Annotated in this window: 22 protein-coding genes and 1 pseudogene; 10 read left to right on the top strand and 13 right to left on the bottom strand. The window is 73.5% G+C overall.

Annotation, left to right across the window (positions count from 1 at the left end):
* Nucleotides 1–4: 4 nt before the first annotated feature.
* The 3 genes from B1H29_RS05915 to B1H29_RS05905 form a co-directional block, all read right to left on the bottom strand.
* The gene (locus tag B1H29_RS05915) at nt 5–244 is read right to left on the bottom strand and encodes a hypothetical protein (RefSeq protein WP_055419215.1); all 240 of its coding nucleotides are present in this window, start codon (nt 242–244) and stop codon (nt 5–7) included.
* 137 nt (nt 245–381) lie between these two features.
* A complete protein-coding gene (locus B1H29_RS05910) occupies nt 382–921 on the bottom strand; it encodes a hypothetical protein (protein WP_055419214.1) in 540 nt (179 codons plus the stop codon).
* Nucleotides 922–953: 32 nt separating this feature from the next.
* The gene (locus B1H29_RS05905) at nt 954–1610 is read right to left on the bottom strand and encodes a helix-turn-helix domain-containing protein (protein WP_055419213.1); all 657 of its coding nucleotides are present in this window, start codon (nt 1608–1610) and stop codon (nt 954–956) included.
* 232 nt (nt 1611–1842) lie between these two features.
* Here B1H29_RS05905 and B1H29_RS05900 point away from each other — a divergent pair, with 232 nt between their 5' ends.
* From B1H29_RS05900 to B1H29_RS05860, 7 genes and pseudogenes are all read left to right on the top strand, one after another.
* A complete protein-coding gene (locus B1H29_RS05900; protein ID WP_055419212.1) occupies nt 1843–2502 on the top strand; it encodes a hypothetical protein in 660 nt (219 codons plus the stop codon).
* A 62-nt stretch (nt 2503–2564) separates the two neighbouring features.
* On the top strand, nt 2565–3716 hold the full coding sequence (locus tag B1H29_RS05895; protein WP_055419211.1) for an NAD(P)/FAD-dependent oxidoreductase: 1152 nt from the start codon (nt 2565–2567) through the stop codon (nt 3714–3716).
* Nucleotides 3713–4012 carry a (2Fe-2S)-binding protein gene (locus tag B1H29_RS05890; RefSeq protein ID WP_055419210.1) on the top strand — a complete coding sequence of 100 codons (300 nt, stop codon included), beginning with the start codon at nt 3713–3715 and terminating at the stop codon, nt 4010–4012. Before B1H29_RS05895 ends, B1H29_RS05890 begins: the two co-directional genes overlap by 4 nt.
* Nucleotides 4002–5363, top strand: a pseudogene (locus tag B1H29_RS39835) (NAD(P)/FAD-dependent oxidoreductase); the annotation flags it as partial. The gene B1H29_RS05890 and the pseudogene B1H29_RS39835, both read left to right, overlap by 11 nt.
* Nucleotides 5364–5887: 524 nt before the next feature.
* Nucleotides 5888–6778: a dihydrodipicolinate synthase family protein gene (locus B1H29_RS05870; RefSeq protein ID WP_055419209.1), complete on the top strand. Its 891-nt coding sequence runs from the start codon at nt 5888–5890 to the stop codon at nt 6776–6778.
* A gap of 12 nt (nt 6779–6790) precedes the next feature.
* Nucleotides 6791–7792 carry a proline racemase family protein gene (locus B1H29_RS05865; RefSeq protein WP_055419208.1) on the top strand — a complete coding sequence of 334 codons (1002 nt, stop codon included), beginning with the start codon at nt 6791–6793 and terminating at the stop codon, nt 7790–7792.
* A 2-nt stretch (nt 7793–7794) separates the two neighbouring features.
* A complete protein-coding gene (locus B1H29_RS05860) occupies nt 7795–8490 on the top strand; it encodes a GntR family transcriptional regulator (RefSeq protein WP_199832391.1) in 696 nt (231 codons plus the stop codon).
* Here B1H29_RS05860 and B1H29_RS05855 read toward each other — a convergent pair.
* The 4 genes from B1H29_RS05855 to B1H29_RS05840 are packed head-to-tail and all read right to left on the bottom strand — an operon-like array spanning nt 8462 to nt 11803.
* Nucleotides 8462–9268: an ABC transporter ATP-binding protein gene (locus B1H29_RS05855; RefSeq protein WP_055419207.1), complete on the bottom strand. Its 807-nt coding sequence runs from the start codon at nt 9266–9268 to the stop codon at nt 8462–8464. The genes B1H29_RS05860 and B1H29_RS05855 overlap by 29 nt on opposite strands.
* 20 nt (nt 9269–9288) lie before the next feature.
* Nucleotides 9289–10068 carry an ABC transporter permease gene (locus B1H29_RS05850; RefSeq protein WP_055419206.1) on the bottom strand — a complete coding sequence of 260 codons (780 nt, stop codon included), beginning with the start codon at nt 10066–10068 and terminating at the stop codon, nt 9289–9291.
* On the bottom strand, nt 10065–10838 hold the full coding sequence (locus B1H29_RS05845) for an ABC transporter permease (protein ID WP_055419205.1): 774 nt from the start codon (nt 10836–10838) through the stop codon (nt 10065–10067). Before B1H29_RS05845 ends, B1H29_RS05850 begins: the two co-directional genes overlap by 4 nt.
* Nucleotides 10835–11803 carry an ABC transporter substrate-binding protein gene (locus B1H29_RS05840; RefSeq protein ID WP_055419204.1) on the bottom strand — a complete coding sequence of 323 codons (969 nt, stop codon included), beginning with the start codon at nt 11801–11803 and terminating at the stop codon, nt 10835–10837. Before B1H29_RS05840 ends, B1H29_RS05845 begins: the two co-directional genes overlap by 4 nt.
* A 251-nt stretch (nt 11804–12054) precedes the next feature.
* On the opposite strand from B1H29_RS05840, the gene B1H29_RS05835 reads away from it, so the two are divergent.
* A complete protein-coding gene (locus tag B1H29_RS05835; protein WP_055419203.1) occupies nt 12055–12885 on the top strand; it encodes an IclR family transcriptional regulator domain-containing protein in 831 nt (276 codons plus the stop codon).
* On the opposite strand, the gene B1H29_RS05830 is transcribed toward B1H29_RS05835, so the two are convergent.
* The 3 genes from B1H29_RS05830 to B1H29_RS05820 are packed head-to-tail and all read right to left on the bottom strand — an operon-like array spanning nt 12836 to nt 15095.
* Complete coding sequence (locus tag B1H29_RS05830) at nt 12836–13822, bottom strand: PDR/VanB family oxidoreductase (protein ID WP_055419202.1); 987 nt, start codon at nt 13820–13822, stop codon at nt 12836–12838. The two genes, B1H29_RS05835 and B1H29_RS05830, sit on opposite strands and share 50 nt — an antisense overlap.
* Nucleotides 13819–14025 (bottom strand): hypothetical protein, encoded by a 207-nt coding sequence (locus B1H29_RS05825; RefSeq protein WP_055419201.1) that lies wholly within the window; start codon nt 14023–14025, stop codon nt 13819–13821. The genes B1H29_RS05830 and B1H29_RS05825 overlap by 4 nt, the downstream gene beginning before the upstream one ends.
* The gene (locus B1H29_RS05820) at nt 14022–15095 is read right to left on the bottom strand and encodes an aromatic ring-hydroxylating dioxygenase subunit alpha (RefSeq protein WP_079160051.1); all 1074 of its coding nucleotides are present in this window, start codon (nt 15093–15095) and stop codon (nt 14022–14024) included. Before B1H29_RS05820 ends, B1H29_RS05825 begins: the two co-directional genes overlap by 4 nt.
* A 544-nt stretch (nt 15096–15639) precedes the next feature.
* On the opposite strand from B1H29_RS05820, the gene B1H29_RS05810 reads away from it, so the two are divergent.
* Nucleotides 15640–17694: a phosphocholine-specific phospholipase C gene (locus B1H29_RS05810; protein ID WP_055419199.1), complete on the top strand. Its 2055-nt coding sequence runs from the start codon at nt 15640–15642 to the stop codon at nt 17692–17694.
* 39 nt (nt 17695–17733) lie between these two features.
* Here the strand turns inward: B1H29_RS05810 and B1H29_RS05805 are convergent, their stop codons facing one another.
* Complete coding sequence (locus tag B1H29_RS05805; RefSeq protein ID WP_055419198.1) at nt 17734–18732, bottom strand: hypothetical protein; 999 nt, start codon at nt 18730–18732, stop codon at nt 17734–17736.
* Entirely contained in the window at nt 18729–19535 is an 807-nt protein-coding gene (locus B1H29_RS05800; RefSeq protein WP_055419197.1) for a phosphatase PAP2 family protein, read from the bottom strand. The genes B1H29_RS05805 and B1H29_RS05800 overlap by 4 nt, the downstream gene beginning before the upstream one ends.
* Nucleotides 19536–19756: 221 nt before the next feature.
* Here B1H29_RS05800 and B1H29_RS05795 point away from each other — a divergent pair, with 221 nt between their 5' ends.
* A complete protein-coding gene (locus B1H29_RS05795) occupies nt 19757–20371 on the top strand; it encodes a TetR/AcrR family transcriptional regulator (RefSeq protein WP_055419196.1) in 615 nt (204 codons plus the stop codon).
* Nucleotides 20372–20516: 145 nt separating this feature from the next.
* Here B1H29_RS05795 and B1H29_RS05790 read toward each other — a convergent pair whose 3' ends face one another.
* Nucleotides 20517–21506 (bottom strand): DUF2510 domain-containing protein, encoded by a 990-nt coding sequence (locus tag B1H29_RS05790; protein WP_055419195.1) that lies wholly within the window; start codon nt 21504–21506, stop codon nt 20517–20519.
* Between the last annotated feature and the right edge of the window lie 59 nt (nt 21507–21565).

The following is a 21565-nucleotide window of genomic DNA, read 5'->3' as shown; positions in this document are numbered from 1 at the left end:
CGCGTCAGGGCCGCGGACACCAGCTCCGCAGCAACCGGAAGAACTCCTCCTCGTTACCGGCCAGCCCCGCGGCCTCGAGCGCCTGTTCCGCCTCCGCCAGTACGGAGGGCGGGACGACGGGCGGCCGAGGAGCGCCGGCCGGTCCCGCCGCGGTGTCGAAACCGGCGCGCACCGTGTGCAGGAGCCGCAGGTAGGCCTGAACGGCGGTGCGCTCGTGGTCGGTCAGTACGGCGGTGGTGGTCATCGGTCGGCTCTCCCCACAACGACGTCAGCGGTCACGCGCCCCCGCACGGCGGCGGCACACTCCCAGCTTGCCGCCCACCACTGACAATCCCGCCGAGCCGCGCCCCGTACGCCGCCCGCCACGGGCCGGTCGGGCCGTCAGCCCGGATAGCCCAGCGACGCCCCGATCCGTCCCGCCAGGTGGTCCCGCTGCACCGGCCCACGCAGGGACGAACCGTCCAGCCACGTGCGGCACTTGCTGGCCAGCAGGAGCCCGAAGGCCTCCGCCTCCTTCTCGTCGGCGAGGTCGAAGCGGGAACGCGCGGCCACCGTCCGCACGGTGGCGCGCAGTGCCTCCTCGTCCCGGTCCGAGGCGTCCCCGTCCAGCAGCCGGGCCGCGACCGTGGCCCCCTCGACGTGGTGCCCGCAGTGCCCGGCCTTCATGTGCCACAGCTCGTGACCGAGGATGACCAACTGGTGGTCGGGCGCCGTGCGTTCCTCGACGACCACCAGGTCCTGGTCGGCCATGTCGAGCCACAGGCCGCTGGCCGTCCCGGGCGGGAAGGCGGCCGTGCGGAACAGCACCGGACGGCCCCGCCGCCTGCTCATCGCCTCGCACAGCGCCGCGTACAACTCGGCGGGCCGCGCCGGGGCGGGGAGCGTGAGCTCCTCGACCAACTCGCCGCACAGACGGCGCATCTCCCTACCGGTGCCCACGTCTCTCCCCAGGCTCACGACTCGGGCCGCTTGACGCTCTCCAGGAGCATGTCCAGCCATTCGGCGACCTTGTCGCGGTGCTGGTCGGTGGGCAGTTGAGCGGCCCGCCAGGCGATGCCGCGCACGCCGTGGTCCTGCAGCAGCCGCTCCAGGGGGTCGCCGGCGGCGGCCGCAGCCTTCCGTTCCCGGCCGGCGAGCTGCTGCAGCAGTTCCTGCTCGGTGTGCTGGAGGGCGCCCGCGAGCGCCTCGGGGTCCTCGGCGGTGAGGAAACCGGCGTGCACCCGGAAGAAGCGCTGGATGGCGTCGCAGTGCTCCATGGTGGGGCGCCGGTCGCCGTTGATGAGAGCGCCCGCCTGCTGCCGGGACATGCCGGCGCCGTCGGCGATCTCCTGCTGGGTGTACTTGCGGCCGTTCGGCTTCAGCCGGGTGCGGCGCAACAGGTCCAGACGCTGCACGAACCGGGCCTGCACATCGGGCTCGCCCGCCGGCCGGCCGCTCAGCAGGGCGCCCGCCACCGACTCGGGGACGCCGGAGGCGGCGGACAGGCGGCCGACGTCGAAGACCTCGGCGGCGGGCACGCCGAGCCGGTCCGCGAGCGCGGTGACGCGGGCGACGACGGCGGACAGCGCGGCCGTCGGCATGGCACCCGGACCCTCGAGACCACCCGTCACCGACAGCTCTCCTACGTCTCTCACAGGCCTCACAGGCTTCTCACAAGCGGTTGCCGTGAACTTCCCGGAGAGTAGCCTGCCGCTCGAACTCACATCCAGGTCTCGCCACAACTGTGGCCTATTTCAGCCGTCAACAGGCACGAAATGCCACGATAGTTGACACACCCCGCGGCGGGGCACCAGGATCGGGACGCCGCGAGAAGGCCGCATAGGCAAGAGGGGTGACCTCCCGATGGCATTTCAGGCAGGAGGGCAGCGGCCGGAGCCGCGGCCCGCGCCCACGACCCCCGACGCCCAGGCGTATCTGCAGGACTACACGGCGCTCGTGGAGGCCGTCCCCTTCCCCTCGCTCGTCGTCGACCACCGCTGGGACGTGGTGCTGACCAACGGCGCCTTCCGGACACTCTTCCAGGGGGCCGGACCGCATCCGACGGCCATGCCCGGCGACAACTTCCTCAGATTCGTCCTCTTCCACCCGGACGCCTCCGCGGTCCTCGGGGAGCACGAGTCGAGCTGGTGCCTGCCGCTGCTGGCGCACTTCGCCGGCGCCCTGGAGCGAGACGGCCACGACAACGGCCTGCAGGCCGTCCGCCGCGACATCGCCCAGGACCCGATCATGGAGGCCGCCTACCGCCAGGGCCTGCCGCACTGGATCCGCGCCGTCGGCGCGGAGGCCGTCGAACTCGACGGTGCCGTACGGCCGCTGCACCACCCCGACCCGCGCTGGGGCCGCACCGAGTGCCGGGTCGTGGTCGAAACGCCCAAGGCGCTGCGGGAGTTGGGCTACACCCGGCTGACGCTGGTCCTGCGCGAGCCCCGCCGTGCCCCGCACCGCCCCGCACGCCCCCGCCGCACCACCTCCCACCTCAGGGTGGTCCCCGCCTCCGAGTGATCGACCGCGCGAGTGACCGTCGCCCTGTTCCCAGACAGTGTGTTGTGTGACATAGTACTGACGTGATCGAGTCGCTGACCTGCGATGTCGTAGTGGTCGGGGCCGGAATGGTGGGTGCGGCCTGTGCGCTGTACGCCGCCCGTTCGGGGCTCGACGTGATCGTGGTGGACCGTGGCCCGGTGGCCGGCGGCACCACCGGAGCGGGGGAGGGCAACCTCCTCGTCTCCGACAAGGAACCCGGACCCGAGCTGGAACTCGCCCTGCTGTCCGCCCGCTTGTGGACCGCGCTGGCCGCGGAGCTGGGCCGCGCCGTCGAGTACGAGCCCAAGGGCGGTGTCGTCGTCGCCGAGACCCCCGAGGCGCTGGCCGGCCTGGAGGCCCACGCCGCCGGCCAGCGCACGGCCGGGGTGGAGGCGGTGGGCGTCCCGGCGGACCGGCTCCACGACCTCGAGCCCCATCTCGCCCCCGGCCTGGCGGGCGCCGTGCACTACCCGCAGGACGCCCAGGTCATGCCCGCTCTGGCCGCCGCTCACCTGCTGCGGGCTTCGGGGGCCCGACCGCACACCGGCCGCACGGTGACCGGCATCCTGCGCGGCCCCGGCGGCGCCGTGCGCGGAGTACGCACGGACCGGGGCGACCTGCACGCCCCGGCGGTCGTCAACGCGGCCGGCCCGTGGGGCGGCGCCCTGGCCGCACTGGCCGGCGTACGCCTGCCGGTCCTGCCCAGGCGTGGCTTCGTCCTCGTCACCGAACCGCTGCCGCCCCGGGTCCGGCACAAGGTGTACGCCGCGGACTACGTGGCCGACGTCGCCAGTGACTCGGCCGCCCTGCAGACCTCCCCGGTGGTGGAGGGGACCGCGGCGGGGCCGGTCCTCATCGGCGCCAGCCGCGAACGGGTCGGCTTCGACCGGTCGGTCTCCCTCCCGGCGCTGCGGGCGCTGGCGGCCGGCGCCACCCGGCTGTTCCCCTTCCTCGCGGGAGTACGGGCCATGCGGACGTACGCCGGGTTCCGGCCGTATCTGCCCGACCACCTACCGGCCGTCGGCGCCGATCCCAGGGCGCCCGGTCTCTTCCACGCCTGTGGCCACGAAGGTGCCGGCATCGGCCTGTCCACCGGCACCGGACACCTGATCGCCCAACTGCTCAGCGGTGAGCGGCCCGCCCTCGACCTCACCCCGTTCCGCCCCGACCGCTTTCCCGAGGAGGTCCGGTGAACCCGCTCCGCCTGGTCCGGGCACGGCCCGCGCCCGCCTTCACGGTCACCGTCGACGGGCGGACGACCGAGGCGCTGCCCGGCCGGACGGTCGCCGCCGCGCTGTGGGCGGCCGGAATCACCTCCTGGCGCGCCACCCGGGAGGCGGGCCGGCCGCGCGGGGTGTTCTGCGGCACCGGCGTGTGCTTCGACTGCCTCGTCACCGTCAACGACCGCCCCAACCAGCGTGCCTGCCTGGTCCCCGTGCACCCGGGCGACGTGATCCGCACCCAGGAGGGAACCGGCCATGCGGACTGACCTCGCGGTGATCGGGGCCGGGCCGGCCGGGCTCGCGGCGGCGCTGGCGGCGGCCGCCGGCGGGGTGCGGGTCACCGTCGTGGACGCGGCGGACCGGCCGGGCGGGCAGTTCTTCCGGCAGCCCGCGGCCGAACTGGGCGCCCGGCGGCCACAGGCGCTCCACCACCGGTGGCGCACCTGGGAGCGACTGCGGGACGGGCTCGCCGCCGGTGACGTACGCGTCCTGACGGGGCATCACGTGTGGTTCGTCGAGGAGCGGTCCGGCGTCTTCACCGTGCACGCGCTGCTCGGGCCGGGTCAGGACGAGCCGGCCGCCGTGCACGCGGACGCCGTGCTGCTCGCCACCGGAGGCTACGAGCACGTCCTGCCCTTTCCGGGCTGGACCCTGCCCGGCGTCCTCACCGCCGGGGGCGCCCAGGCCATGCTCAAGGGCGCGCTGGTGGTGCCCGGCCGGACCGCCGTCGTCGCCGGCACTGGGCCGCTGCTGCTGCCCGTGGCGACCGGGCTCGCGGCGGCCGGGACACGGGTGGCGGCGCTCGTCGAATCGGCCGGCCCGAAGCAGGTCGCCCGCCACGCCCGCGCCCTGGCCGGCAAGCTCCCCGAGGGCGCCGGATACGCCGCCCGCCTCCTGCGCCACCGTGTCCGCGTCCTCACCCGGCACACCGTCGTGCGCGCCCACGGCGACGACCGGCTGACCGGCGTCACGGTCGCCGCCCTCGAGGACGGCGGACAGGTCCGGCGTGGCACCGGGCGGTACATCCCCTGCGACACCCTGGCCGTCGGCCACGGCATGCTCCCGCACACCGATCTCGCCGACGGCCTCGGCTGCCGCCTGGACGGACCGGCCGTGGCCGTCGACGTGGAGCAGCGCACGAGCGTCCCCGGGGTCTGGGCGGCCGGGGAGTCCACCGGCATCGGCGGCGCCGCCCTCGCGCTCGCCGAGGGGCACCTCGCCGGACGCTCGGTCGCGGCACGGTTGCGGGGCGCCGAGCCCGCCCCGGCCGGACGGGCACCGGCCGCGCGGACCCGCGAGACGCTGCGGGCCTGCGCCGAGGCCCTCGCCGCCGCCTTCGCCCCGCCGGCCCACTGGGCCGATCAGGTCACCGACGACACGCTGGTCTGCCGCTGCGAGGAGGTCACCGCCGGGGCCGTCCGCGAGGCCGTCGACGGGCTCGGCGCGGGTGACGTCCGCACCGTGAAACTGCTGACCCGGGCCGGGATGGGCTGGTGCCAGGGACGGATGTGCGCCACCGCCGTCGCCGGCCTCACCGGCTGCGAGACCGCCCCGTCCCGACGGCCGTTCGCCCGCCCCGTACCCCTCGGCGTGCTGGCCCAGCAATCGCCCGGCGAGGCGGGCGAGCCGGGCCAGTCGGATCAGCCGGGCCAGCCGGGCCAGTCGGATCAGTCGGATCAGCCGGGCCAGTCGGATCAGTCGGATCAGTCGGATCAGCCGGGCCAGCCGGGCCAGCCGGGCCAGCCGGGCCAGCCGGGCCAGCCGGGCCAGCCGGGCCAGCCGGGCCAGCCGGGCCAGCCGGGCCAGCCGGGCCAGCCGGGCCAGCCGGGCCAGCCGGGCCAGCCGGGCCAGCCGGGCCAGCCGGGCCAGCCGGGCCAGCCGGGCCAGCCGGGCCAGCCGGATCAGCCGGACGAGCCGGGCCAGCCGGGCCAGCCGGACGAGCCGGGCCAGCCGGGCCAGCCGGACGAGCCGGGCCAGCCGGGCCAGCCGGACGAGCCGGGCCAGCCGGGTCGGCCTGATCAGCCGGACGAGTCAGGCCGGCGGTACGAGCGGGATCAGCCGCGACAGCCGCCGCGACAGCCGGCCGAGCCGCGACAGTCGCAACAGCCCCTCCAGCCGGAACGACCCGAGAGAGGACCCTCATGACCCACCACCGCCCCTGGCGCGGCGTCCTCGTCGCCACCGCCCTCCCGCTGCACGACGACCTCTCCGTGGACTACGACGCCTACGCCGAGCACTGCGCCTGGCTGGTGGCCGGCGGCTGTGACGGCGTCGTACCCAACGGCTCCCTCGGCGAGTACCAGGTCCTCACCCCCGAGGAGCGCACCCGGGTCGTCGAGACCGCGGTCGCCGCTATCGGCGGGGAGCGGGTCATGCCCGGCGTCGCCGCCTACGGGTCCGCCGAGGCCCGCCGCTGGGCCGAGCAGGCACGCGAGGCCGGCTGCGGCGCCGTGATGCTGCTGCCGCCCAACGCCTACCGCGCCGACGAGCGTTCCGTCCTCGCCCACTACGCCGAGGTGGCGGGGGCGGGCCTGCCCGTCGTCGCGTACAACAACCCCATCGACACCAAGGTCGACCTGGTGCCGGAGCTGCTCGCCCGGCTGCACGGCGAGGGGCACATCCAGGGCGTCAAGGAGTTCTCCGGCGACGTCCGCCGCGCCTACCGCATCGCCGAACTCGCCCCGGAACTGGACCTGCTGGCCGGCGCCGACGACGTCCTGCTGGAGCTGGCCACCGCGGGGGCGAAGGGCTGGATCGCCGGCTACCCCAACGCGCTGCCCGCCGCCTGCACCGAGCTGTACCGCGCCGCCGTCGCCGGTGACCTGGCCACGGCCGGCCGGCTGTACCGGCAGCTCCACCCGCTGCTGCGCTGGGACTCCAAGGTCGAGTTCGTACAGGCCATCAAGTTGTCGATGGACCTCGCCGGACGGCACGGCGGGGCCTGCCGCCCGCCCCGCGTGCCACTCCTGCCCGACCAGGCGGACGCCGTCCGCGCCGCCACCGAGAAGGCCCTCGCGGCCGGACTGGCGTAGGGGAGCACCGCCATGCGCAGCAAGCTCGTCCTGCACGCCGTCGACTCGCACACCGAGGGCATGCCCACCCGAGTGGTCACCGGCGGCATCGGCACCGTCCCCGGCGCGACCATGAACGACCGGCGACTGTACTTCCGCGAACACCGCGACGACGTGAAGCGGTTGCTGATGAACGAACCGCGCGGCCACTCCGCGATGAGCGGCGCGATCCTCCAGCCGCCCACCCGCCCCGACTGCGACTGGGGCGTCCTCTACATCGAGGTATCCGGCTACCTCCCCATGTGCGGCCACGGCACGATCGGCGTGGCCACCGTCCTCGTCGAGACCGGCATGGTCGAGGTCGTCGAACCCGTCACCACCATCCGCCTCGACACCCCCGCCGGAGTCGTCGTCGCCGAGGTGGCGGTGGAGGACGGCGCGGCCAGGGCGGTGACCCTGCGCAACGTGCCCTCCTTCGCCGTCGGCCTCGACCGCGCAGCCACCCTGCCCGACGGCCGGACGGTGACGTACGACCTCGCCTACGGCGGCAACTTCTACGCCGTACTGCCCCTGGAACGGCTGGGGCTGCCCTTCGACCGGTCCCGCAAGGACGACATCCTCGCCGCCGGCCTCTCCCTGATGGCGGCCATCAACGAAGACGAGGAGCCGGTCCACCCCGAGGACCCGTCCATCCGCGGCTGTCACCATGTCCAGGTGACCGCACCCGACGCCACCTCCCGGCACTCCCGGCACGCCATGGTGATCCACCCCGGCTGGTTCGACCGCTCGCCCTGCGGCACCGGCACCAGCGCCCGCATGGCCCAGTTGCACGCCCGGGGCGAACTCCCCCTGCACACCGAGTTCGTGAACGAGTCCTTCATCGGCACCCGGTTCACCGGCCGGCTGCTCGGCACGACCGAGATCGCGGGCCGGCCCGCCGTGCTGCCCAGCTTCACCGGCCGCGCCTGGATCACCGGCACCGCGCAGTACCTGCTCGATCCCCAGGACCCCTTCCCCGCGGGATTCGTGCTGTGAACGTGCACGCCACCGGCCCCGACCTGCCCGTCCTGGGCAGCAAGAAGCCCAGCCACCGAGAGCGGGTCGCCGAGGCGCTGCGCGCCGCCCTCATCGCGGGCGAACTCCGCCCCGGCGAGGTCCACTCGGCGCCGGGCCTGGCCGCCCGCTTCGGCGTCTCCGCCACCCCGGTGCGCGAGGCGATGCTCGACCTCGCCAAGGAGGGGCTGGTCGACACCGTCCCCAACAAGGGGTTCCGGGTCACCGCCGTCTCCGACCGGCAGCTCGACGAGTACACCCACATCCGGTCGCTCATCGAGATCCCGACCACCGCCGGGCTCGCCACCACCGCCGACACCGCCGCACTCAAGGCCCTGCGCCCGGTCGCCGAGGAGATCGTCAGCTCCGCCGCGGCCGGTGACCTCATCGCGTACGTCGAGGCGGACCTGCGCTTCCACCTGGGGCTGCTGGCACTCGCGGGCAACGCCCACCTGGTCGAGGTGGTACGGGACCTGCGCCGGCGCTCCCGCCTGTACGGGCTGACCGCGCTGGTGGAACAGGGCCGGCTGGAGGCGTCGGCCGAGGAGCACCTGGAGCTTCTCGACGCGCTGCTCGCGCGCGACGAGGAGGCCGTGCGCGCGGTGATGACGCGGCACCTGGGACACGTACGCGGGCTGTGGGCGGCCCGGGTCAGTGAGGCGGCGGCGCGTCCTTCCTGACCGGCCGGTCCACCCCGCGCTTCGCCGCCCGGATCTGCTCGTACACTTGGGTGCGCAGCTCGGCGAAGCGCGGGGCCACCCGCGTGTGCAACTGGTCCCGCTCGCCCGGCAGATCGACCGCCAACTGCTCCCGCACGACCGTGGGGGAGGCGGACAGCACGACCACGCGTTCGCCCAGATAGACCGCCTCGTCGATGTCATGGGTGACGAACAGGACGGTGATCCCGCGCTCCCGCCACAGCCGTCGGACCAGGTCCTCCAGGTCCGCGCGGGTCTGCGCGTCCACCGCCGCGAACGGCTCGTCCATCAGCAGCACCTCGGGCTCGTACGCCAGCGCCCGCGCGATGGCCACCCGCTGCTGCATGCCACCGGACAACTGCCACGGATACGCTCCGGCGGCGTCCGCGAGGCCGACCGAGGCGAGGGCGTCCGCGACCAGTTCCCGGCGCCGCGCCCTGCTCAGGTCCTTCTGCTTCAAGGGCAGTTCGACGTTCTCGCCGACCCGCATCCACGGGAAGAGGCTGCGCCCGTACTCCTGGAAGACGAACGCCATGCCGGGCGGCGGACCGGCCACCTTCCGCCCGGCCAGGAACACCTCGCCCGCCGTCGGTTCGAGGAGCCCGCCGACGCACTTCAGCAGCGTCGTCTTGCCGCAGCCGGACGGGCCGACCAGGCAGACCAGTTCCCCGGCCGCCACGGTGAAGGTCAGGTCGCGCACCGCCTCGACGCGCCGACCCGATCCCTCGTACACCTTCCGCAGGCCGCGTACGTCGAGCATGGACCGCCCTTTCACAAGCTTCACCCGGGCCGCCGGGCGGCGGCGCGCAGGCCGTGGTACCAGCCGAGCGCCCGCCGCTCGACCAGTTGGAAGAGGACCGAGAGCACGAAGCCGAGCAGACCGAGCAGCAGGATGCCGGTCCACATGCCGGGGATGGCGAAGGAACGCTGGAACTGCACGATGGTGAAACCGAGCCCGTTGCTCGCGGCGAACATCTCGCTGATGACCATCAGGATGATGCCGATCGACAACGCCTGGCGCAGACCCGCGAAGATCTGCGGGCTCGCCGAGCGCAGCACCACGTACCGCAGCCACGCGACGCCCGTGATGCCGTAGGAGCGGGCCGTCTCGGCCGTGACCGCGTCGACCGCCCGGACGCCCTCGACCGTGTTGAGCAGCACCGGCCACACACAGCCGGCCGCGATCACGACGATCTTCATCGTGTCGCCGATGCCCGCGAACAGCATGATCACCGGCACGAGCACCGGCGGCGGCACCGCCCGCAGGAACTCCAGCACCGGTTCGCACACCGCCCGCACCCGCCGGTGGGAGCCGATGAGCGTGCCGAGCGCGACACCCGCGACGGCCGCGAGGACGTAGCCCGCCGCGAGCCGGAGCACGCTGGGCAGCACGTCGCCGCGCCACCGCTCGCCGGTCCACACGTCCGGGAAGGTCTTCACGATCGTGCGCAGCGGTGGCCAGTACACGTCCTCGCTGCCGGCCGAGGACACCCACCAGAGGGCCACCAGCACGGCGGGCAGCGCGAGCGTGAGCACCAGTCGCAGCAGTACGCGCCTCACACCGTCACCTCCCCGCGCACCGACTGGTGCCAGGCCAGCGCCCGCCGCTCCACCGACCGGGCACCGACGTTGATGAGCAGCCCGAGCAGACCGGCGACGACGATCAGCGCGTACATCTCGGGCACGGCCTGGGACGTCTGCGCCACGGCGATCCGTGCGCCCAGCCCGGGCGCGCCGATGACCAGTTCGGCGGTGATGGCGAGGATCAGCGCGACGGCCGCCGCCAGCCGCACCCCGGTCATGACGTACGGCAGCGCCGTCGGCCACAGCACGTGCCGCACCCGCGCCCAGGTGCCCAGACCGTACGACCGTGCCGTCTCCTCGGCGACCGGGTCGACGTCCTGGACGCCGTACAGGACCTGGATCAGCACCTGCCAGAAGGAGGCGTACACGACCAGGAGCAGTACCGACTTCAGCTCGGTGCCGTAGAGCAGCACCGCCAGCGGGATCAGCGCGACCGACGGGATCGGGCGCAGGAACTCGATCGTGGACGCCGTGGCCGCACGCAGGTACGGCACCACGCACAGGAGCACCCCGACGACGATGCCGGCGCCGACCGCGAGGGCCAGGCCCAGCGCCCAGCCGGTGAGCGTGTCGCCGAGCGCGGTCCAGAAGGCGCCGTCCGCGACCTCCGTGCCGAGCGCGCCGGCGATGCGGCTGGTCGGCGGGAAGTACTCCCGCTCGACCAGGCCGAGCCGCGGCACCGCCTCGCCCAGGGCGAGGAAGGCCGCGAGCCCGGCGGCTCCGAGTGCGGCGTTCGCGCCCCTCACGGCAGCAGCTTGTCCAGGTCCGGCGTCCGCTTGAACAGGCCGTCGGCCTCGCCGAGCCTCGCCAGCTCCTCGATGGCGGCGCGGTTGGGCTCGGCCGGCCACTTCGGCAGCGTCACCTTCGCCAGCACGTCCGCCGGGATCTTGGTGTACGTGGTGACGATCTCGCGGACCTCGTCGGGGTGGGCGTCGGCGTACGCGAGGGACTCGGCGGTGGCCTCCTGGAACTTCTTCACCACCTCCGGGTTCTCCTGCGCGTACCGGGTGGAGGTGAAGTACATGGCGACCGTCAGCCCGGGCGCGATGTCGACCATGGGGGAGGCGATCTCCCGGCCGCCCTGGTTCTTGATCGTGGCCAGCGCCGGTTCCACCACCATCGCCGCGTCGATCCGCCCGGCGTCGAGCGCGGCCGGCATCTGGTCGAAGGCCAGCTCGACCAGCTCCACCTCGTCGGGGTCGCCGCCCGCCTTGCGCACCGAGGCGCGCACCGCCGTCTCGTTGATGTTCTTCAGCGTGTTGATGGCGACCTTCTTGCCCTCCAGGTCCTTCGCCGACTTGACGGGGCTGTCGCCCTTGACGGTGAGCGCCTCGAAGTCCTCGCCCACCTCGCCGGTCGAGGCGATGCCGTTGGCCACCGCCTTCACGGGCACGTCGCTGGACTGGGCGATCATCAGGGACGTCATGTTGCTGAAGCCGAACTCGAACTGCCCGCTGACCACTCCGGGCACGATCGCCGCGCCGCCCTGCGCGCTGGAGAAGGACAGCTTCAGCCCGCGCTCCTCGAAGAAACCCTTCTTCTGGCCCAGGTACAGGGGCGCGACATCGACGATGGGGATGATGCCCACCTCGACCGTGGTGGTGCCGCCGGACGATCCGGCGTCGTCCGACCCCCCGGAGCCGGACGAGCCGCACGCCGTCGCGGCGGTCAGGACGGACACGGCCGTGAGGCCGACGAACAGACGACGCATGAACTCCCCCTGTGGGACCGGACCAGGTGCTCCGACAGGCTGTGCGCGGACAGCACGGATGTGCTCAGCGAGAACGTGTTCAGCGGGAACGTAGGGCCCGCGTGGAGTCCGGGTCAATGCCCTTGCCGGAATGGGCCGTTGAGGACCTGGACAGAAGGCGTTGACAGTGCGGGAGGCGCACTCGTACCGTGCGCCCTGCGTACGGTCGTTCGTGCCGCACGTCCCGCCGTGCGGCTCTTGCCGGAGGCCAGATGCCCGATGCAGCCCGCGCACCGCACTTCGTGAGGTCCTTCGAACGCGGCCTCGCCGTCATCCGGGCCTTCGACGCCGACCACCCGGCGCTGACCCTGAGCGAGGTCGCCCGCGCCTGCGAGCTGACCCGCGCGGCGGCCCGCCGCTTCCTGCTGACCCTGGCCGACCTCGGCTACGTCCACACCGACGGCAGGCTCTTCCGCCTCACTCCGCGCGTGCTGGAGCTCGGCTACTCCTACCTGGCCGGCTTCACGCTGCCGCAGATCGCCGCACCGCATCTTGAGCAACTCGTGGCACAGGTACGGGAGTCGTCCTCGCTCTGCGTCCTGGACGGCGACGACGTCGTGTACGTCGCCCGCGTCCCGACCAGCCGCATCATGACCGCGACGATCACCGTCGGCACCCGCTTCCCGGCCCACCTCACCTCGGTGGGCCGGGTGATCCTCGCCGACCTGCCGGACGCCGAGATCGACACCCGGCTCGCCCGCGCCGACCTGCGCCCGCACACCGCCCGCACCCTCACCTCGGCGGATGCCCTGCACGCGGAACTGCGCCGGGTGCGCCGCCAGGGCTACGCACTCGTCGACCAGGAACTCGAGGACGGTCTCAGGTCCGTCGCCGCACCGGTGCGGGACCGCGACGGCGCGGCGGTGGCCGGCGTGAACATCGCGGTGCACGCCGGCCGCAACTCCGTGGAGTCCGTACGCCGGGACCTGCTGCCGCACCTGCTGGCGACGGTCGCGCGGATCGGCGCGGACCTCGGGATCACCGGACAGGGGGTCACAGGTCCAGCACGAGCCGCCGGCCACGACAGCGCGACACGCAGATGAGCATGGTCTCCCCGGCGGCCCGCTCACCGTCGGTGAGTACCGAGTCCCGGTGGTCCGGCTCACCATCGACGACGTCGGTCTCGCAGGTGCCGCAGGTGCCCTCCGTGCAGGAGTGGAGCACCTCGACGCCGGCGGCGCGGACGGCGTCCAGGACGGAGACGTCCGGCGGGACGGCGACCGTGCGTCCGCTGCGCGCGAGCACGACCTCGAACCCGGTATCCGGGCCGGTCGTCGCCCGCTCCTTGGGACGGAACCGCTCCAGGCGAAGAACTCCGGCCGGGCAGCGCGCCTCCACCGCGTCCAGCAGCGGCGCGGGTCCGCAGCAGTAGACCAGGGTTCCCTGGGGAACGTCGTCGACTACGGCGGCGAGGTCCAGCAGCCCCGACTCGTCCTCGGGAGCGATCGTGACCCGGTCACCGTACCGGCCCAACTCCCCGGTGAACGCCATGGTGGCCCGGGTCCGCCCGCCGTAGAGGAGGGTCCACTCGGCGCCCGCCTCCTCGGCGGCGGCCAGCATCGGCAGGATCGGGGTGATGCCGATGCCGCCGGCGACGAAGCGGTAGCGGGAGGCCGGCTCCAGCGGGAAGCGGTTGCGGGGGCCGCGTACCCGGATCTTGTCGCCGGTCCGCAACGCGCCGTGCACGTAGGCCGACCCGCCCCGCCCCTCGGCCTCGCGGAGTACCGCGATCCGCCATGTCTCCCGGTCGGCCGGGTCGCCGCACAGCGAGTACTGCCGCTCCAGGCCCGGGCCGAGGACGACGTCGAGGTGGGCGCCGGGCTCCCAGACGGGCAGCGTTTCGCCCAGCGGATGGCGCAGGGTGAGGACGAGCACGCCGTCGGCCGCGCTCTCCCGGTGGTGGACGACGAGTTCGGCTTCTGCACCGGCTCCGGCTTCTGCTTCTGTTTCTGCTTCGGTTTCTGCTTCGTACAGGGTCATGAGCCGTTTCCTCGGGGGCGGTGTCCGTTCGGACGTTCGCGCGGGCCTTGGTCCCGGTGTCCTTGCGGGTGGGCGAGCATCCAGTCCCACATCGCGACCGGGTCCTCGGCGGTGTGCTCGGCGCCGCAGTGGCAGGTGCCGTGCAGGAGGTCGGTGCCCGGCAGCCAGTCGATGCGGTAGACCTCGCCGGTGCGCCCGCTCACCGGGCCGCCCGCTCGGCCGGCTTGTCGCCCTCCTCGACCAGCCGGGCGAGGATGCGGCGGGCGGCGAGGCCGCCGGTGTCGATGTTGATGCTCAGCTCCTGGTAGCCGGTGCGTTCGGTGCCGAGCGTGCGCTGGAGCAGGTTGAGCGCCTCGACGTCCTGCATGACGACCGTGCGGTTGTTCTCCCGGAGGAACTCGGTGACCTCGGCGTCGTCCGTCGCCCAGTCCCGCGAGACCGCCCAGAAGTCGTAGACCTTGCCGTCGCCGGACGGGGTGATGGCGTAGGTGATCTCGGTGTGGAAGCCGTCCGGGTCGCTGCCGTCCGCCTGCGGCACCACACCGGTCGGAGCGACCCGGCTGTGCAGCACATACAGACAGGGCGCGTGGTACTCGATGTCCTGCCACCGGTCGATGCGCCCCCTGATGCCGGTGGACTCGGCGTAGAACGGCGGGCACTCGGCGTCGTCCATGTGCCGGCTCACCCGGACGATCCCGGCACCCTCGTCGACCTCCGTGGTGATCGGCGTCTGGGCGACCTCGGGCGTGCCGATGTAGCCGCCGTGCAGATAGGTCTCGTGGGAGAGGTCGAGGAGGTTGTCGACCAGCAGTCCGTAGTCGGCGTCGATCGGCTCCATGCCGCGGACCGTGACCCAGCCGGGGGAGTCCAGGTGCCGGGCGCGCGGAACGGCCCCGGGGTCGGCCAGTGCCGGGTCGCCGATCCAGACCCACACCAGCGAATCCCGTTCGACGACCGGGTAGGAGGCGACGCGGGCGGTGCGCGGGACGCGCTTTTGGCCCGGCACGTACACGCAGGTGCCGGTCGTGTCGTACGTGAACCCGTGGTACCCGCACACGATCCGGTCGCCGTCGAGTCGCGTGGGCGCCTCGGACAGCGGATAGCGGCGGTGTACGCAGCGGTCGTGCAGGACGACCGGCGTCCCCTCCTCCTCGGTGCGGTACAGGACGAGCGTCTCACCGAGGATCGTCCGACCCAGCAACTCGCGGCCGACCTCGTGACCGTAGGCGGCGACGTACCACTGGTTCCTGGCGAAGGCGGTCATGTGCGGCATCGTTGCGGCTCCCGTCCGTCGTGGTTGCTGGCATCGTCGGGGAGGGCGTCGCGGTCCGGCAACGCTCCTTCCGCCTCACGGAAGACGGGCCCACGGGACCGTCGGTGAGTGCCCCTGGTCTTTCGCCGACGTCACGGCGGAGCACGCCGATCGGGACCGCCCAGCGCGTTGTGCCGAGTTCCGCTTGGTGGGAGAGGCGAAGAGCCCATGGGTTGCCCGGCAGCGGGCGATACCTACGAAGTCGCTCTGACGGAGGGCCGGGTGGTGGCCCGGACCGCACCGGGAGCGTCCCCGGCCGGGCAGGAGGCGAAGCGGGAGCGGACCCTGCCGGCGGAGATACGGGACCGTCCCGAAGTCGTCGTACTCCAGCGCTTCGCCGAGTGGCTGGACCGGCACACCTCACGTACCGGTGACTTTCACACCACCGCCACCGGACCCTTCCCTGACGTTTGCTGCTCCTGGAACACTCCTTTCGCGCGCATTCCGTCATCATCCGGCACCGTCCGGCCGGTTGAACCCCCCAAGGCGAGAGGTCCTTCACCCCATGCCCGAAGTCAACCGGCGCAGATTCCTCCAACTCGCGGGCGCCACGACGGCGTTCAGCGCGCTCTCGGCAAGTATCGAGCGCGCCGCCGCGCTCCCGGCGAACCACCGCTCCGGGACCATCGAGGATGTCGAGCACATCGTCGTCCTGATGCAGGAGAACCGTTCGTTCGACCACTACTTCGGCAGGCTGCGCGGCGTCCGCGGCTTCGGCGACCCGCACCCGGTGGCCCTGGACGGCGGCAGGTCGGTGTGGCACCAGCGCAAGGGCGACGGCACGGAGGTGCTGCCGTTCCACCCGCAGGCGGACGACCTCGGCATGCAGTTCCTGGAGGGGCTGCCGCACGGCTGGTCCGACGGCCAGGACGCCTACCACGACGGCAAGTACGACCGCTGGCTGCCCGCCAAGGGCACCACCACCATGGTGTACCTGACGCGCGAGGACATCCCCTTCCACTACGCGCTCGCCGACACCTTCACCGTCTGCGACGCCTACCACTGCTCCTTCATCGGCTCCACCGACCCCAACCGCTACTACATGTGGTCGGGCCACACGGGCAACGATGGCACGGGCGGCGGCCCGGTCCTCGGCAACGACGAGCTGGGCTACGACTGGACGACGTACCCCGAGCGGCTGGAGGAGGCCGGGGTCTCCTGGAAGATCTGCCAGGACATCGGCGACGGCCTGGACGCGGCCGGCCACTGGGGCTGGATCGACGACGCCTACCGCGGCAACTACGGCGACAACTCCCTGCTGTACTTCAACAAGTACCGGAACGCGAGGCCCGGCGACCCCTGGTACGACAAGGCCCGCACCGGCACCGACGTGAAGAGCGGCGACGGGTACTTCGACCGGCTCCGCGCCGACGTCAAGGCCGGACGACTGCCGAAGATCTCCTGGATAACCGCTCCCGAGGCCTTCTCCGAGCACTCCAACTGGCCGTCGAACTACGGCGCCTGGTACATCTCCCAGGTCCTGGACGCGCTCACCGCCAACCCGGCGGTGTGGGCGAAGACCGCCCTGTTCATCACGTACGACGAGAACGACGGCTTCTTCGACCACGTGGTGCCGCCGCTGCCGCCGAAGTCCGCCGCGCGGGGCCGGTCCACCGTCGACGTCTCCCTGGACGTCTTCGAGGGGAGCGGGACCCACCGCGAGGGCCTCTACGGGCTCGGTCCCCGCGTGCCCATGCTGGTCGTCTCACCCTGGAGCAAGGGCGGCTTCGTCTGCTCCGAGACCTTCGACCACACCTCGCTCATCCGGTTCATGGAGCACCGCTTCGGTGTGCGCGAGCCGGGCATCTCGCCGTGGCGGCGCGCGATCTGCGGCGACCTGACCGCCGCCTTCGACTTCTCCCGGAAGGACAGCCGTCCGGCCGACCTGCCGGACACCGACGCCTACGAGCCGCCGGACCGCGAACGCCATCCGGACTACCGCCCGACGCCACCCGCCGACCCGGACATGCCCCGGCAGGAACGCGGCCTGCGCCCCGCCCGCCCGTTGCGGTACGCCCCGCACGTGGACGGCGCCGTGGACACGGCGGCCGGGAAGTTCACGCTCGCCTTCGCCTCCGGTGCCAGGGCCGCGGCCGCCTTCCTCGTCACCTCCGGCAACCGCACCGACGGCCCCTGGACATACACCACCGAGGCCGGCAAGACCATCGCGGACACCTGGAACTCGGTCTACTCGGACGGCTCCTACGACCTGACCGTGCACGGTCCCAACGGCTTCCTGCGCGTCTTCCGGGGACCCAACAGGACCGCCGGACCCGAGGTCACCGCCCGGCACACCGGCGACGACGTCCGGCTGACCCTCACCAACACCGGGTCCGGCCCGGTCCGTCTCCGGGTCGTCGACGCCTACGAAGGCCGGAGCGGAACGCTCACCGTGCGTCCCGGCGCCACCGTGCACCACACCGTCGACCTCGCGCGGAGCAAGCGCTGGTACGACCTGACGGTCACCTGTGAGTCCGACCCGGCCTTCCAGCGGCGCTTCGCCGGACACGTGGAGAACGGGCGGCCGGGGGTGAGCGACCCGGCGATCATCACGGACTGACGCCCTCTGGACGGCTCCTCCGGCCCTGCGGGCCGCAGGCTAAAAGCGCGTGAGGTGCCCCGGCCCCGGCTGCCGGGGCACCAGAACCGGCCCCACCTGCCTCGGTCGGACCGCTTCCGTCCCCGACGGCTCCGGCTCCGCCTGCCCCGGTGCCGCCGCTTCCGTCGGCTCAGGCGCCGGAGCCGGTACGGCGGCCGTCGACCCGTCGTGGACGGACCGCCCGGGCGTCGCCCGGCTCAGATGGAGCACGCCCCAGGCGGCCAGCGCCGCGCCGGTCACCGCGAGCAGCACACCGCCCGCGCCGCCCCGCAGCCGCTCACCGAGCAGGGCCAGCCCGATGACCGCGGCGGCCACCGGATTGGCCAGCGTCACCACCGCCAGCGGGGCGCCCAGGCCACCCCGGTACGCCGTCTGCGACAGCAGCAGCCCGCCCGCCGCGAAGGCCGCCACCAGCAGGGCCACCCCGATCACCTGGGCGCTGAGCAGCGGGCCCGAGCGGTCCGTGACGGCGACCGTGACGGTCTGGGTGAGCGCGGAGGCGACCCCGGAGGCGATGCCGGACGCGGTCGCGTGCCGCAGTCCGGGCCGGGCGCCCGGCCTCGACAGCATGCCGATCAGCGCCGCCGTCGCGCCGGAGACCGCCAACGCCTCGGGCACGCTCAGCACGTCGTCGGGCGCGGGCCCGGACGCGGTGAGCAGCAGCGCGCCGAGCCCGAGCAGCGTCAGCCCGGTGCCCCGCCACTCGACCGCGCTCACCCGCCGGCCCGTCAGCCGCGCCCCCAGGGGCACCGCCGCGACCAGGGTGAGCGCGCCGAGCGGCTGGACCACGGTGAGGGGGCCGTACTTGAGGGCCACGACGTGCAGCAGCGCGGCCGAGGCGTTGAGCGCGACCGACCACCACCAGGCCCCGTCGGCCAGCAGCCGCAGCGTGCCCTCGCCTGCGCCGCGGGAGGCCAGCCGCTCCTGGACGACGGCCGCGGCGGCGTAGGCGCAGGCGGAGACCAGGGACAGCAGGACGGCGACCAGGGCGGCGCTCACCGGCCCGCCCCCACCAGGTCGTGCCGCCCCGCCGCGGGCCGCCCGGACTCAGGCCGGCGCGGCCGGGGCACGGTGCACCGCGGCCGGTGCGGCGGGCGGGCCACCGCGAGGGCGAGGGCGAGCATGGCCGCCGCCACGATCACGTCGAGCCAGTAGTGGTTCGCGGTGCCCACGATCACCAGCAGCGTGAGCAGCGGATGCAGCAGCCACAGCCACCGCAGGCGCGACCGCGTCGCGGCGATCAGCCCGACCGCCAGCATCAGCGCCCAGCCGAAGTGCAGCGAGGGCATCGCCGCGAACTGGTTCGACAACTGGTCGGTGCTCGGCGGACCGTACACCGAGGGACCGTAGATCCGGGCCGTGTCGATCAGGCCGGTGCCGCCCAGCATGCGCGGCGGCGCGAGCGGGAAGAGGAGGTGCAGCACCAGCGCGGCGCCGGTCAGCGCGGCCAGTACCCGGCGGGCCCAGACGTAGTGCGCCGGCCGCCGCAGGTAGAGCCAGACCAGGAAGGCCGCGGTGGCCGGGAAGTGGACGGTCGCGTAGTAGGTGTTCGCCGCGTGTACCAGGGTGTCGCCGTGCAGCAGCAGGGACTGCACCGTGCCCTCGTCGGGCAGCCCGAGCGCGCGTTCCCGGTCCCACACGTGGTGGGCGTTGCGGAAGGCCTCGGCGGTGTGGCCCGTGGCGAGCCGCCGGCCGACCTTGTACGCGAGGAAGAGCCCTGCCACGAGCAGGAGCTCACGGACGAGCGGTGGGCGCGCGGGCGCGTCCGGCTCCGCTTCTGCAGGCTCGGTGCGGGCATTCATCCCCCGGCCCCTTCACTGACGGTGGTGCGTGTGGCGCACAGGTGTGTGGCGCACGGGCGTGGGGCCGTGACGGTTCTCATCGATACGACCTCGTTCCGATACGCCAGTGTACCGATACGATGAAGTACCGGTACACTGGCGTATCGATAGGCATACGACACACTGGAGTACGGGCCGCCCCGGCGCCCGTACCGCAGTGAGGACCGTGAGGAGCACAGCCGATGACGTCGCAGGCCGCGGACCGACCGGAACCGGTCGGCCTCTCGCGCCGCTCCAAGATCACGCCCGAGCGTGAGCAGGAGTTCTTCGACGCCGTGCTCGAACAGATCCGGTCCTGCGGCTATGACGCCGTCACCATGGACGGCATCGCCGCCACCACCCGGTGCAGCAAGTCCACGCTCTACCGGCAGTGGAAGACCAAGCCCCAGTTCGTGGCCGCGGCACTGCGCTCCCACCGCCGGGTGCGCTTCGCGGACATCGACACCGGGTCGCTCGCCGAGGACCTGCGCCAGGCGGCCCGGGCCGCGGGCGAGGGGGCGGGCAAGGACACGGGGCTGCTCCAGGCGCTCGGCCACGCGGTCATGGAGGACCCGGAACTCAAGGGCGCGCTGCGCGAGGCGCTCGTCGAGCCGGAGATCGCCGCGCTCCGCGAGATCCTCGAGCGGGGCGTCGCCCGGGGCGAGGTCCCGGCCGGCCACCCGGCGCTGGAGTACGTGCCGGCGCAGCTCTTCGGCATGCTGCGGATCCGGCCCGTCGTCGACGGCGAGCAGGCGGACGCGGAGTACCTCGTCCGGTTCGTGGAGGCCGTCGTGCTGCCGGCGCTCGGCCTCCCCTGAGACTCAGGCCGCCGTCCACGGGATGACTGGACGGTGGCCTGCCCGCGCCGCACCGTGGGGACGGGGGCGGCGCGCACCCCCGGCCGGGTGGGACGTCCTTCGAGCGGAAGGGCGCCCCACCCGGCCGACTGCTGTCCGGGCCCGGTCAGACGTCCTGTCCGGTGCCGCCCCCGCCGGTGGAGTCCACCTCGATGCCCTCGGTGATCTCGTCGATGACCGTCTGCTGCTCGCCCACGTCGACACCGAAGCGGACCACGACGATGCGCTCGGGGTCGGCGGGGGAGGGGAGGGCGAGCGACTCGACGTAGCCGTCGGCGCCCTCCTTGGTGACCGCCTTCCAGCGGACCAGGTAGCCCTTCTGCCCGGCGACCGTGACCGCCTTGGAGGCCAGTTCCTCGTGCGAGGTGATCCCGCCGTAGGACTCGCCGCCGTAGGACTCATCGGCGTTCGCCTCGATGTCGGCCTTCGCCACCGCCTCCGCGGTGTCGCCCTTGGTGCCCAGCACCATCGCGGGAGCCGAGTAGGCGCCGCCCTTGGTGCAGGTCTCGGAGGTGTCGCCGGGGCACTTGTAGCTGTCGTCCGACGTCACCGTCGCGCCGACCGCCAACTGCCGGCCGGACCAGCCGTCCGGGATGGGCAGGCTGATCCCGCTCACCGGGTCCGTCACCGACCCGCTGTCGATCGTGGGCGGTTCGGACCCGCCCGGGGAGTCGGGCGCGGGCGACTCCCCGCCCTCACCGCCGCCCGGGTCGTCCCGGCCGCCTGGGTCACGCCGGTCCTGCCGCGAGGACCCCGCGCTGTCGCCGCCCGAACCGTCGTCGGCCAGCACGTACACCCCGGCCCCGATGCCGGCCAGCACGGCCACGGCGGCCGCGACGGCTATGCCGGTGCGCAGTCCGCGCCGCCGCGCGGACGGCGACCGTACGGGAAGCCCCGGATAACCCGGGTGCACGGGACCGGGCCCGGGCCCGGCGTTCCGCGCCGGCGTCTGCGCAGGAGGCCCCCACGCGGCGGCCGGCCCCGCGGCACGGACCTGGTCCGTCCACGCCTCGCCGTCCCACCAGCGCTCGGTGGCGGGACCGTCATTCTTCTGTCCGGGGTCCGGGTACCACCCGGGAGGAGTCTCCTGCGTCATGGGCCCACCGTATGAGGCGTCGGTGAAAGGGGGATGAGAGACCCTGGCTCCGGTACACC

Source organism: Streptomyces pactum (genome assembly GCF_002005225.1).
GTDB lineage: Bacteria > Actinomycetota > Actinomycetes > Streptomycetales > Streptomycetaceae > Streptomyces > Streptomyces pactum_A.
This window is presented reverse-complemented; position numbering and strand designations above follow the sequence as displayed.